The sequence below is a fragment of the Micromonospora sp. NPDC049374 genome, assembly GCF_040677165.1.
In the GTDB taxonomy this organism is placed as follows: Bacteria; Actinomycetota; Actinomycetes; order Mycobacteriales; family Micromonosporaceae; genus Micromonospora.
In genome coordinates this window covers 180,688-192,876 of the sequence record NZ_JBFAQH010000008.1, presented here as the reverse complement: position 1 = coordinate 192,876, position 12,189 = coordinate 180,688, and the positions used below count along the sequence as shown (strand labels likewise).

Annotated in this window: 12 protein-coding genes; 3 read left to right on the top strand and 9 right to left on the bottom strand. The window is 72.1% G+C overall.

Features of this window, described 5'->3' with window-relative positions; genetic code table 11:
* Positions 1 to 73 precede the first annotated feature (73 nt).
* Positions 74 to 1,297, bottom strand: coding sequence for a DUF418 domain-containing protein (locus AB0J93_RS15955; RefSeq protein ID WP_363922390.1), 1,224 nt, complete (start codon positions 1,295 to 1,297; stop codon positions 74 to 76).
* A gap of 132 nt (positions 1,298 to 1,429) precedes the next feature.
* Here AB0J93_RS15955 and AB0J93_RS15950 point away from each other — a divergent pair, with 132 nt between their 5' ends.
* Positions 1,430 to 2,089 carry a TetR/AcrR family transcriptional regulator C-terminal ligand-binding domain-containing protein gene (locus tag AB0J93_RS15950; RefSeq protein WP_363922388.1) on the top strand — a complete coding sequence of 220 codons (660 nt, stop codon included), beginning with the start codon at positions 1,430 to 1,432 and terminating at the stop codon, positions 2,087 to 2,089.
* Positions 2,090 to 2,597: 508 nt separating this feature from the next.
* Here the strand turns inward: AB0J93_RS15950 and pdxY are convergent.
* The 6 genes from pdxY to AB0J93_RS15920 all read right to left on the bottom strand — a co-directional run bounded on the left by pdxY (position 2,598) and on the right by AB0J93_RS15920 (position 7,805).
* Positions 2,598 to 3,449 (bottom strand): pyridoxal kinase PdxY, encoded by an 852-nt coding sequence (gene pdxY / locus AB0J93_RS15945; protein ID WP_363922386.1) that lies wholly within the window; start codon positions 3,447 to 3,449, stop codon positions 2,598 to 2,600.
* Between the two features lie 147 nt (positions 3,450 to 3,596).
* Positions 3,597 to 4,562, bottom strand: coding sequence for a zinc-binding dehydrogenase (locus tag AB0J93_RS15940; protein ID WP_363922384.1), 966 nt, complete (start codon positions 4,560 to 4,562; stop codon positions 3,597 to 3,599).
* Positions 4,562 to 4,924: a hypothetical protein gene (locus AB0J93_RS15935; protein WP_357584430.1), complete on the bottom strand. Its 363-nt coding sequence runs from the start codon at positions 4,922 to 4,924 to the stop codon at positions 4,562 to 4,564. The genes AB0J93_RS15940 and AB0J93_RS15935 overlap by 1 nt, the downstream gene beginning before the upstream one ends.
* Positions 4,921 to 5,811: an extradiol ring-cleavage dioxygenase gene (locus AB0J93_RS15930; protein WP_093405773.1), complete on the bottom strand. Its 891-nt coding sequence runs from the start codon at positions 5,809 to 5,811 to the stop codon at positions 4,921 to 4,923. Before AB0J93_RS15930 ends, AB0J93_RS15935 begins: the two co-directional genes overlap by 4 nt.
* Positions 5,812 to 5,823: 12 nt before the next feature.
* Positions 5,824 to 6,612, bottom strand: coding sequence for a citryl-CoA lyase (locus tag AB0J93_RS15925; protein WP_363922381.1), 789 nt, complete (start codon positions 6,610 to 6,612; stop codon positions 5,824 to 5,826).
* On the bottom strand, positions 6,609 to 7,805 hold the full coding sequence (locus AB0J93_RS15920; protein ID WP_363922379.1) for a CoA transferase: 1,197 nt from the start codon (positions 7,803 to 7,805) through the stop codon (positions 6,609 to 6,611). Before AB0J93_RS15920 ends, AB0J93_RS15925 begins: the two co-directional genes overlap by 4 nt.
* A gap of 186 nt (positions 7,806 to 7,991) precedes the next feature.
* Between AB0J93_RS15920 and AB0J93_RS15915 the strand changes: the two genes are divergently transcribed.
* Positions 7,992 to 9,449 (top strand): amidohydrolase family protein, encoded by a 1,458-nt coding sequence (locus tag AB0J93_RS15915; protein ID WP_363922377.1) that lies wholly within the window; start codon positions 7,992 to 7,994, stop codon positions 9,447 to 9,449.
* Between the two features lie 31 nt (positions 9,450 to 9,480).
* Positions 9,481 to 10,329 (top strand): IclR family transcriptional regulator C-terminal domain-containing protein, encoded by an 849-nt coding sequence (locus AB0J93_RS15910; protein WP_363922375.1) that lies wholly within the window; start codon positions 9,481 to 9,483, stop codon positions 10,327 to 10,329.
* 50 nt (positions 10,330 to 10,379) lie between these two features.
* On the opposite strand, the gene AB0J93_RS15905 is transcribed toward AB0J93_RS15910, so the two are convergent.
* Together AB0J93_RS15905 and AB0J93_RS15900 are read right to left on the bottom strand one after the other, a co-directional pair.
* Positions 10,380 to 11,384 (bottom strand): MerR family transcriptional regulator, encoded by a 1,005-nt coding sequence (locus tag AB0J93_RS15905; protein WP_363922373.1) that lies wholly within the window; start codon positions 11,382 to 11,384, stop codon positions 10,380 to 10,382.
* A 6-nt stretch (positions 11,385 to 11,390) separates the two neighbouring features.
* Positions 11,391 to 12,059 carry a HEAT repeat domain-containing protein gene (locus tag AB0J93_RS15900; RefSeq protein ID WP_363922371.1) on the bottom strand — a complete coding sequence of 223 codons (669 nt, stop codon included), beginning with the start codon at positions 12,057 to 12,059 and terminating at the stop codon, positions 11,391 to 11,393.
* Positions 12,060 to 12,189: the final 130 nt, after the last annotated feature.

Below are 12,189 nucleotides of genomic sequence, written 5' to 3'. Positions count from 1 at the left end.
GGCCCGACGTCGCCGCTCGGTTGGCACCAAGTGAACGATGGCCTTTCGCGACGGGCGTGAGCGTGGTCCCCGGTCAGCGCGACGTGCGGTAGGTCAGGCGGCGCAGCAGCGTCTCGGCCGGTCCGCGCCGACCGGCGCGGCGCATCGTCTCGGCCAACAACACGGTGGTCAGCCAGACCGCTACCCCGACGGCGGAGGCACCGGCATCGCCGAGGCTTCCGCCGAGACCGGCGGTGAACGGTGCGAAGATCGCGACGAAGGCCACGGACTGGAGCAGGTAGCAGGTCAGCGAGCGCTGGCCGGTTGCCGCCAGCGCGGTAGCCACCGGGTTGCGTCGTCCGGCCAGGTGGTGGGCGAGCAGGCCGGCGAGCGCGGCGTACCCGAGTCCTCCAGCGATCCCGCTGACCCCGTGCACGGCGTAGGCGCTGATGGCGACGCCGTCGCCCCAGCCCGTCCAGACCTGGGCGTCGATAAGCGCCAGCGGAGCGCCACCGACGACCGCCACGGCCAGGCCGACCAGGGCGGCCCGGCGCAGCAGCCGCAGGTGTTGCCCCGGCTGGTCGAGCAGCCGACGCCGGGCGGCCCAGATCCCGAGCAGGAACGGGGCGAACACGTCCACGGCGAGGGCCGGGGCGAGGAAGGCCCAGACGGTGAGCCGGGCGGCGATCGCGTCGAGCGGGTTCGCCTCGGCGGTCGGCAGTGGCGGGGAACCGTTCTCGGTGATGGTGAAGCCGGTTCCCAGCGAGAGCAGGGCGAAGACCAGGGTGCCGGCGGCGGCGACCGCGATCAGCGTACGGTCGCGGACCCGGAGCATCCCGACCAGCAGCAGGCCGAGCAGGCCGTAGCTGGCCAGGATGTCACCGAAGAAGAGCAGGGTGGCGTGCACCAGGCCGAACCCGATCAGCCACCGGCTTCGCCGGCGCAGCAGCGTACGGGTCGCCGGCCAGTCCGCGCCGGCGGCGGTGCGCCGGTCCGCGAACTGCACCAGCCCGTACCCGAAGAGCGCGGCGAACATCGGCAGCGCACGGCCGTCGACGAGCAGCACCTGAAGTCCGGCGACGATCCGGTCGGCGAACCCGCCGTCGGTGGAGTAGCCACGGTAACCGGAGGGCTCGTCGCCGTACCGGTGCATGTGGGCGTGGGCGAGCGCGATGAGGAGCAGCATGGCGCCGCGGGCCAGGTCCGGCGCGAGTGAGCGGACGCTGGTCGGGCCGCCGGTCGGTTCGCGCCCGGGTGGATTCGGTCCGGGTGGGACGTCGCCGGGTGAGGGATGAGCTGGGAGGAGGGGTCGGGACATGCGTCGGTCACCTTCCGCGAAGGATTAGGTACGGCAGCGTATCTTAATAAGATACGCTGCCGTACCTAACGATCGGGGTGGTGACACCTCGCCGTGCCCTAGGCTGGGCCCGGTGAGAACTAGGCAACAGCCGTGACCGGGGCGGACGCGCCTCCTGCGGCAGCGGCTCGCAGCCGGCGGCGCGGCGCCGACCTGATCAGCGCGGTCTACGCTGCTGTCCTGGCCGAGGTGGCCGCGACCGGCGTCACCGGTCTGACCATGGAGGGCATCGCCCGACGGGCGGCGACGGGGAAGACCACGCTCTACCGCCGCTGGTCCACCCCGACCGAGCTGCTGCTCGACGCGATGCTCGACGCCCACCCCGTGGAACGCCCGACGCCCGGTGCCACCGACCTCCGTGGCGACCTGATCGAGGCGCTACGGCAGCTCGTCGCCTGGATCGTCAGCCCCGCCGGCACCGCCGCCACCCGGATCCTGACCGAGCGACACAGCCAACCCGAGCTGGTCGAAGCCCTCTACACCCGGGTTTTCGACGTCCGGGGCGGCACCTTCACCAGCACTGTGCTGCGGCACTACGCCGACCGGGGACAACTCGACCCCGCCCTGCTCACCCCGGTCGTGGTGGACATCGGCGAGGCGCTGACCCTCAAACGGTTCCTCGACGACGGAGCCCCGCCGGACGAGCAGACCCTCGCGGCCATCGTCGACCAGGCCATCCTGCCCGCCGTGGGCCACCCACCACCGGCCTCGCCGGAGAGCCCCGAGACCGGCCGGCACCGCACCAACCCGTGACATCACCGGGACGGTTGGGCTCGACGATCGACGCCAGGGCAGCCGAACAGGGCAGTTACTCGACCAGCTGCCCTGCTGTCGGGTGGCCACCGGCGCAACGCAACGGCGGCCGTGACCGACGTCGGCCCGAACCTGCGACCGGCTTCCGGCGGCGTCTTCCCCGATTCCACCCGCCACACCTCCGGGCCTTCGCGGCACAGCCGCGACCCGCACCCTGCGTGACGCTCACCTTCCGTAGCCACACCGCTGAAGTGGCCACCCGTCTCTGTCCGTCCTTTGCTCTGCTTCACCCCACGCAACAGCCGCTGAGCAGCGGCCGCATACCTGACGGCAGCCGGCGATCACCGTGCGGCGGTGACCCAGAGCGAGCATTGCGTATGGTGAAGCAGAGCAAAGGGCGCGGGGTGGAGGTTGCCGGTCGGGGCGGTTGTCACCCGTTGCGACGGTCATCTGGGGTACGGGTCGGCGAGTACCAGGATCGACCACAGGCGGCCGGCCAGGTCGGTGGCTACCTCAGCTGGCGGGCGGGGAAACGGGTCGGTGGGTCGGCGATCGCGGCCTGGGCAGCGATCAGTTGGAGTTCCCGGGTGCCGGCCGCCAGGGTGGCCTCCAGCACCGCGAAGATCGATGCGGTGGTGCGTTCCAGCGCTGTGGCGGGCGAGCCCGTCGTGGACAGGTGCGCCAGGTACAGGGCGGCGGTGACATCGCCGCCGCCGTTGGGGGTGATCGGCAGCAGCGGGGTGGTCACCGCCCAGGCGCCGGCGTCCGACACGGCCACCACCTCCAGCGAGCCTGCCGGCAGGTCGCCGTGCAGCACGCTTGTCACCAGGACGTGCCGTGGCCCGGTGGCGCGTACCGCGTCGACGGCCGCCAGCAGGTCGTCGATCGTGTTCGTCGGGCGGCCGGCGAGGAACTCCAACTCGAACTGGTTGGGGGTGACGATGTCCGCCCGCGGCACCACCACGTCGCGCAGGTACTCCGGGATGCCGGGCCGGACGAACATGCCCCGGCCGACGTCGCCCATCACCGGGTCGCAGCAGTAGAGGGCGTCCGGGTTGGCGGTCTTGACCAGGGTCACCGCGTCGAGGATCACCGCACCCATCGCCGGATCCCCCTGGTAGCCGGAGAGCACCGCGTCGGCGTCGCCGAGCACACCACGGTCGGCGATGCCGGCGATCACCTCGGCGACGTCGGCGGGGGCCAGCAGCGGGCCGCGCCACGCGCCGTAGCCGGTGTGGTTGGAGAAGTGCACGGTCAGCACCGGCCAGACCTCGTGGCCGAGCCGCTGCAACGGGAACACCGCCGCCGAGTTGCCAACGTGACCGTAGGCGACCGAGGACTGGATGGACAGGATCTTCACCGTCACATCATGGCGGTCGGCGACCCTCGATGGGGCCGGGGTCCCGCTACCCAGCCGCGCCGGCAGCCGGGCGACCGGGCGGCACTGAGCCGACCGGGCGGTAGTGAGCCGACCGGGCGGTAGTGAGCCGGCCGGGCTGGTGGCGGCTCAGCGCCTCGGCATGGTCAGCACGATCCGGCCGGCTGCCCGACCGTCGGCCTGCCGGGTCCACGCGTCGGCGACCTCGGCCAGTGGCACGGTCTCGTGGGTCGCGGCGAGTCGACCGGCGGCGACGTGGTCGGCGATCTCCCGGATCGCCTGCGCCCGTCGCGCCGGGTCCAGTTCGTTGTTGGTGTAGCCGAGGATGCGCAGGGAGCGGCTGCGCAGCGTCGCGGAGTCGAACGGCGCCTGGTCGCCGGCCGAGCTGCCGAGGTTGACCAGCCGGCCGTGCGGGGCGAGGGTGCGCAGCGCCGCGGCGGCCGGCACCCCGAACAGCGGGTCGAGCACGACGTCGGCCGGCCCGTCGCAGGCGTCGACAAGCCGGCCGGCGAGGGTGTCCACGTCGTCGGTGTCGGCGAGGGTCACCACCGCGTCGGCGCCCAGCAGCCGGGCCCGTTCCCGGGCGGCGGCCGACCGGGCGGCGGCCACGACCCGCCGGGCGCCGTGCAGCCGGGCCAGTTGCACCGCGGCCTGACCGACCACGCCGCCGGCGCCGAGGATCACCACCTGCTCCCCCGCGCTCAGCTCGCCACGCCAGGTCAGTGCCATCAGCGCGGCCACCGCGGAGAGCCCGAGGGCCGCCAGGATGGTGTCGACGCCGTCGGGCAGGGCGACCACGTCGGCGTACGGCACAACGCAGTGTTCGGCCATGCTGCCGTCACCGGGACGCATGCCGGCCGCCGTGGCGAACCACACGGGCGTGCCGTCGTCGAGGTGACCGATGCCCTGGACACCGGGCACGTACGGGGTGGCGGGCGGGCCGAAGTACGAGGTGCCGGTGGCGCAGAGGACGTCCAGCGGGGTGATCGGGGCGGCGGCCACCCGGACCCGCACCTGCCCGTCGCCGGGTCGCGGTGGTTCGCGACGTGCGACGGCGGGCGGTCGGCCACAGGCGGTGATGACGGCGGCGTCCATCAGGTGGCGATGTCCGGATACGGCAGTGAGAAGTGCGCCAGCCGGCGGGCGTACTCCTTCTGGAACCCCAACGGTTCGGGGTGGTCGCGTTCGAACATGGCGATGAACAGGGTCAGGGTGAGAAACGGGTGGGCACCCAACTCGAACAGCTTGACGTAGTCGTGGGTGGCCAGCGCCTCCCGTTCGATCTCGTCGAAGCGTAGCCAGGTGCTCGCCTCGGGGACGTGACAGTTGAGGATCTGGTTGGCGCGTTCGGCCTCCCACCAGGTGACCGTGCCGCGCGGGTCGTCCCGGTAGCGCTCGACCAGGTCGGGGTCGCGGTCGACGGTGTAGAGGAACTTGTTCAGCAGGTACCTGCTCACGACGTCACCGTCCCCTGGTCGCCGCCCGCCGGCACCCCGTCCGGGTACCAGGTGAAGTACGCCTCCATGGTGTGGAACAGGTCGAGCGTGTCGACGTAGTCGGCCTTCGCGCCCTCACCGGCGACGCCCATCATCAGCATGAAGTCCATGAAACCGTGGGTGGCGTTGCCGGGGGCGTGCAGGCTGTCCAGGGTCACCTCGGACAGGCAGCCCTCCAGGTCGCCGCTGGCGATCCACTCCACCGCCCGGCGGTCGAACTCCGGGTCGGGGCCGTGCGGGCCGAACTGCCGTGGCCCGCCCAGTTCCAGCGACAGGTGTCCGGTGCCGACGACGGCGACCCGCTGGTCGCCGGGCCAGGACTCGACAAGTTCGCGGATGGTCCGGCCCAGTTGCACGAAGCGTTTCGGCTGCGGCAACGGCGGGGCGAAGATGTTGGTGTAGACCGGCACGATCGGCAGGTCGGCCTCGGGCCGCAGGGTGATGATCGGGCAGGTGATGCTGTGGTCGATGCGCAGCTCGTTGCTGTACGCCAGGTCGAAGCCGGCGTCGAGGCCCTCGCGGAGCAGGTACGCCGACAGGTCCTCCTGGCCACGCAGCACCATCCGGGGCAGGCCGAACTCGCGTTCCTCGTTGTACCAGTTGGCGTCGTAGAACGGCGCCTTGCCGATGAGGAACTGCGGCATGTTGTCCAGCCACAGCTGGTGGAAGTGGTCGGAGCCGACCATCACCAGCACGTCCGGCCGGGCCCGGGTGAGCGTCTCCCGGAATGCGGTGATCTTGCGTACCCATTCGTCGGCGAAGGGTGGCCGGTCCTCACCCTGGGCGGTGCTCGCGCGGTAGTAGAAGGGGTGGTGGGTGGAGGCGATGACCGCGGCCAGTGTGGCCATGGACGGCTCCTCTCAGGACGGGTCGGGGGTGGTGTAGGTGGCGTTGCGGTCGACGGTCAGGTAGACGTCCATGCCGATCGGGGTGCGGCGTTCCTCGGCGAGGTGCCCGAGCAGGCCGGCGGCGCGGGCCAGCAACGCGAAACCGCGCAGCAGGTCGACCGGCAGGCCCAGGTCGGCCAGGGCCGCGCCACAGACCCCGGCGCCGTTGAGCGGCAGGGTCCGGCCCAGCACCTCCGGGTGGACCCGGCCGATCGCCTCGAACAGCCGCAGGTGCGGCCCGCGCAGCTTCTCCTCCTCGGCGATGCGGATGAGCACCGGCGTACGCGGGTCCTCGGTCTTGTGCACGGGGTGACCGAGTCCCGGGACCAGCCGCCGGGCGGACCGGGCGGCGGTGACGGCGTCGCGGGCCAGGTCGTCGAAGCCGGCGTCGTCGATGGGCAGGGGGCCGTCGACGGCGGCGAGCGTGTCGGCGAGGAACCGGCCACAGTCCTCGGTGACGCCGAGGAAGCGGGAGCCGCCGCCGAGCAGTCCGGCGGCGAGGGCTCCCTGGAGTGACTCGGGGGCGCTGAGGTAGGTCAGTCGGGCGGCGATGGCCGTCGGGGTGAACCCGTGGTCGGCGAGCGCGACCAGCACCGCCTCGAAGACGCGTACCTCCGACGGGGTGGGGCGGCGCTGCGCGACCAGCCAGAAGGCGAGTTCACCGAAGCCGACGCGGCCCATCAGGTCGGCGGCGAGATCCTGGCCGAGCAGCCGGATGGTGCTGGCGTCGGAGGTGCCGATGGACGTCGGGAAGCTGGTCACGGCTGGTCCTGCCTCTCGGTGAGCCACGTACGGATCTCGGTGCCGTGCTCGTCGAGACCGGGCGGTGGCAGGTCGTAGCGGGCCGGGGTGACGGAGAAGGTGATCGGGTGCCGGACGCTTGGCACCGCCCGGTCGCCCGCGCCGACCTCGACGACGGGGTGGAGGTCGAGTTCGTCGGCGAGCGCCACGCCGCCGTCGATGGTGTTGATCGGCGCGCACGGCACGCCCGCAGCGATCAGGTCGCGGAACCACTCGTCCTTGCCGCGGGTACGCAGCCGCTCCAGCAGCAGTGGGCGCAGTTCCTCGCGGTTGGCGGTGCGGTCCTGGTTGCGGCCGAAGCGTGGGTCGTCGACCAGTTCCGGTACGCCGAGCACCTCGCAGAGCTTGGCGAACTGGCCGTCGTTGCCGGCGATGACGACCAGTTCACCGTCGGCGGTGGGCAGTGGCTCGTACGGGAACAGGCTCGGGTGGGCGTTGCCCATCCGGTAGGGCACGGTGTCTCCGGCGACGTAGGCGCTGGAGTGGTTGACCAGGCCGGACAGCGCCGAGGAGAGCAGGTTGACCTCGACGTGCTGGCCGTCGCCGTCCACACCCCGGTGGTGCAGGGCGGCGAGGATGCCGATGGTGGCGTGCATGCCGGTCATCACGTCGAACACGGAGATGCCGGCCCGGTACGGCGAGCCGTCCGGGTCACCGGTGAGGCTCATCAGGCCGGAGATCGCCTGCACCATCAGGTCGTAGCCGGGCAGGGCGGCACCAGGGCCGGTGCCGAAACCGCTGATGGAGGCGTAGACGATGCGCGGGTTGGCGGCGGCGACCGTGTCGTAGTCGAGGCCGAAGCGGCGCAGCCCGCCCGGCTTGAAGTTCTCGATCAGCACGTCGGCGCGGCCGGCGAGGGCTTGGGCCACCGCCAGATCGTCGGAGTCGCGCAGGTCCAGGGCGATGGAGCGCTTGTTGCGGTTGATCCCCAGGTAGTAGGTGGAGACGCCGTCGCGTACCGGCGGCATCCAGGTGCGGGTGTCGTCGCCGCCGGGGCTCTCCACCTTGACCACCTCGGCGCCCATGTCGGCCAGCAGCATGGTGGCGTACGGCCCGGCCAGGATCCGGGAGAAGTCGGCGACCAGCAGGCCCCGTAGTGGACCACCGCCCGCCGTCGGTTCCGGTTCGCGTCCGTGCTCGGCTGCCATCGACATCCCACTCCCGACCGCTAGGCGGACATCTGTCCGTGACTGCCGAGTATTCGAGCGGATGTGCGCCATGTCAACCGTTGACACCTCCGGGAAGGGGCACCCACACTTGCGCCCAACGTAGGTACGCCCGCAGTACGGACAGATGTCCGCAGACGTGGCCGGACCGACCACCGCTGGGAGTTGACCGCCATGAGCGCACCCGTATCAGGCCCGAGTCCCGACCGTCCCCTGCTGTTCCGCAATGCCCTCGTCCTGACCATGGACGACACACACCGCGTCCTGCCCGGCACCGACGTCCTGGTCGTCGGCGAGCGGATCGCCGACATCGGCGTCGGGCTGGCCGCCCCCGACGGCGCCACCGAGATCGACGCGTCCGGTGGCATCCTCATGCCCGGAATGATCGACACCCACCGGCACATGTGGCAGACCGCGATGCGCGGCTACGGTGCCGACTGGACACTGACCCAGTACTTCGTCTGGTACTACCTGGAGTCCGGCAAGCTGTTCCGCCCCGAGGACATCTACGCCGGCAACCTGCTCGCCGCCATCGAGGCCATCGACGCCGGTGTCACCACCACCGTCGACTGGTCACACGGCCTGCAGAGCACCGACCACGCCGACGCCGCCGTCGACGCCCTGCGGGAGGTGCCCGGCCGCTTCGTCCTCGCGTACGGCAACATCCAGCAGGGACCGTGGGAGTGGTCGACAAACCCGCAGTTCCGCGACTTCGTCGAGCGTCGTTTCCACAGCCGCGACGACATGCTCGGCCTGCAACTGGCCTTCGACGTCACCGGCGACCCGGCCTTCCCCGAGCGGGCCGCGTTCGAGGTGGCCCGGGAACTGGACCTGCCGGTCACCACGCACGCCGGGGTGTGGGGCGCGACGAACGACGACGGTATCCGGCTGATGCACGAGAACGGCTTCATGACCCCGTCCACGGTGTACGTGCACGCCGCCACGCTCACCAACGACTCGTACCATCGCATCGCCGCCACCGGCGGCTCGGTGTCGGTGTCGACGGAGAGTGAGCAGAGCGCGGGGCAGGGCTACCCGCCCACCTGGGCGCTGTGCCACCACGACATCCCGGTGTCGCTGTCGATGGACACCAGCGTCTGGTGGAGCGGCGACCTGTTCTCCGCGATGCGGACCACGCTCGGCGCCGACCGCTCGCGTGAGCACCTGGAGGCCCACGCCCGGGCCGACACCGTCACCCACTGCCGGCTGCGCGCCGAGCAGGTCGTCGACTGGGCCACCCGGGGCGGCAGCCGCGCGCTCGGCCTGGACGACGTGGTGGGCAGCGTGGCGACGGGCAGGAAGGCCGACCTCGTACTGATCAAGAACGACCGCTCGCCGGTGATGTTCCCGATCCTCAACCCGTACGGCCATGTCGCGTTCCAGGCGCAGCGCGGCGACGTGCACAGCGTGGTGGTCAACGGTCGACTGGTCAAGCACGACCACCAGCTGCTCGGGGTGGACCTGGCCAAGGCCCGCCGGCACGTCGAGCAGACCATCGACCACCTGGTCGGCGAGATGGGAGCCGAGGCCTGGGCCAAGGGCATGAACCCCGACATCCCGGAGACGAAGATCCAGGAGAACCCATACACCTACACCGAGTGGGACGCCGGGTCGGCGCAGTGGAAGCATTGAGCGGCACGTGACCCTCGGAAGGCAGGCAGTGATGGCACGCGACGCCCGACCCGACTTCATCGAAGCCCTCGCTCGTGGCCTCGACGTCCTGCGCTGCTTCCAGCCCGGTCGACCGGTGATGACGCTCAGCGAGATCGCCGGTGCGACCGGGCTGGCCCGGCCGACCGTCCGCCGGATCCTGCTCACCCTCGAGGACCTCGGCTACGTACGCTCCGCCGAACGGGGCTTCGCCCTCACCCCCCGGGTGCTCGAACTCGGCATGACGTACATCAACGCCCTGGGCGTGTGGGAGGTCGCCCGGCCGCACATGCAGCGGCTCGTCGCCCAGACCAACGAGTCGACGTCGATGGCCCAGCTCGACGGCAGTGACATCGTCTATGTCACCCGGGTCGCCGTACCGAAGATCATCACGCTGGGGGTGAGCATCGGCACCCGCTTCCCCGCCCCCGCCACCTCGATGGGCAAGGTGCTGCTCGCCGCCCTGGACGAGGAGACTCTCGACCGGGTGCTCGCCGTGCCCGGCCGGTCCGGCATCACGCCCCGCTGGCAGCCCGACCGGGCCGCCCTCGACGCGTCGCTGCGCGAGGTGCGGGCCCGGGGCTGGGCCCTCGCCGACGAGGATCTCGCCCCGGGCATCCGGTCGGTCGCCACCGGCGTCCGCGACGGCCGGGGGCGGGTGGTGGCCGCCATCAACGTCACCGTCCACGCGGCCGAGACGTCGGTGCGCACCCTCACCGAGGAGCACCTGCCGCGCCTGCTCTGCACCGCCGCCGACATCAGCCGGGACTGGGCGCTGCTCGACGCCGTGCCCAGCGCGCTCCAGGACGCGACCGTCGAGCCCGCCCCCGTTCCCGCCGCGCGGGTCGACGCCGGCACCTGACCGGTCGAGCTGACCGCACGAACGGATCGCGCCGGGCGACGCTCCCGCCGCTATCGCCTGTCGCGCAGCGTGAGCACGTACGTGGCGGTGAGCGCGACCGTGCGGTCCGCGTCCTGGGACAGCTCGGCGAGGGCACGCGCGGCCGTGGCACCGGGGATGTCGGCGAGCGCCTGGGTCAGCCGACTGCGGACGGGTGAGGCGACGCCGTCGGTGCCGAGGCGCTCCACGAGGCGGCCGGCGATCTGCTCCGCCAGCGAGGGCTCCCCGGCCAGCGCGGTCAGCGCGTCGGCCGCGTCGGCCTCGTTCGTCTCCTCGACGACCATCTCGATCAGGGTCGGGATCGCCTCGGCCACGCCACGTGCCCCGAGCGCGAGCGCCGCGTACCTGCGGACGACGAGGTCGGGGTGAGCGAGGGCGTCCCGCAGCAGCGCGGTCGCGGCACCGTCCGGGATCTCGGCGAGGGACTGCACGGCGCGTTTGCGTACCTCGGCGTCGGGTGCGTCGAGGCCCGGTGCCAGCAGCGCGGGTGCGCCGTCGGCCGATTGCGCCAGCGCCCAGCGAAGGGCGCCGGCGACATTCGGGTCCGACTCGCTCAGTACCGCCTCGACCAGGGCCTCCACCGGTACCGCTGCCTCGCCGGCCGAGGACAGGGCGGCGCGTTGGCGTCTCCCGGCGTGCTCCGAACCGAGGGCGTGGAGCAGGGCGACGGTCTGGAGCACGTCCGCCCAGTCGGCGGGTTGCGCGGCACCGATCCGGCGCAGGCGGGTGAGCAGCTCCGTCTGCGCCGCGATCCGCTCCCGGGTCTGCTGGATCAGGTCCGCCACGAGCTGTGCGGGGGCGAAGCCGGGATCGTCGAGCGCCGACCGGACCTCCCGCAGCGACAGCCCCAACGACCGCAGGCTCTCGATGTGGAAGATCCGCCGGATGTCGTCGCTTGAGTACTCCCGGTACCCGACGCCGCTGCGTCCCGTCGGCTCCACCAGGCCGAGCGACTCGTAGTGCCGGAGCATGCGGGCGCTGACGCCGGAGCGTCGGGCCACCTCACCGATCAACACCGCCGGTCACCGCCTCCGATCGTTGCCGCCGAGGGCCACCACGCGCGTCGCCTCCTCGATCGCCAACTCGAAGCCGGCGTCCGGGTCGCGCAGCAGACGCTCCGTGGCGATCGCGTGCTGACGTACCCCGGTGTCGGGATTCCGCACCGCGGCCCGCAGGATCGGCGTGATCACCTCACCGAGCGCGATCAGCGCCCGGCTGAGGCTCAACTGCGTCTCCCGCCCGCCGCGCCCGAACTGGGTGGCCAGCACGTCGGCGAGGGCGGCCTCGTCACCGTCGGGTACGAGGACGACCGCCGCCCGCCAGGCGCTGCGGGCCACCTCGTCGTCGGCGTCGGTGAGCAACGCCCGGCTGATCGCCGGCCACGCCCGCCGGTCCCCGATCTTGGACAGGGTGTGCAGCGCCTGGCTTCGTGCCTGGGCCGACGCGGAGCGCAGTTCGTCGACGAGTCTGGGGACGGTCAGTGCGGCCGGGTGGCGGGTGAGTGCCCAGGTGAGCATCTCGCGCACCGAGAACTCGGGCTCGACGGCGCACCGCGCGACGAGCGTGTCGATCGCCCCCGGGTCGGGGCTCGTGCCGACGGCCAGCGCCGCCCGCAGCCGCACCGACGGGTTACCGCTCTCCAGCCCACGCAGAATCCGTACCGCGTCCGTGGCCTCCTGTGGCTTTCTCATGCCAACCACCTCCCTCGGCACAGTGAAGACCTTGTCACTCTGTCAAGGTCAAGCCGTCCTCGCCGGAAACACCGGGAGAAGGTGGTGGCCGGGCCGGGTGCACGAGCCGGGGGGCCGCGACCGCTCGGCG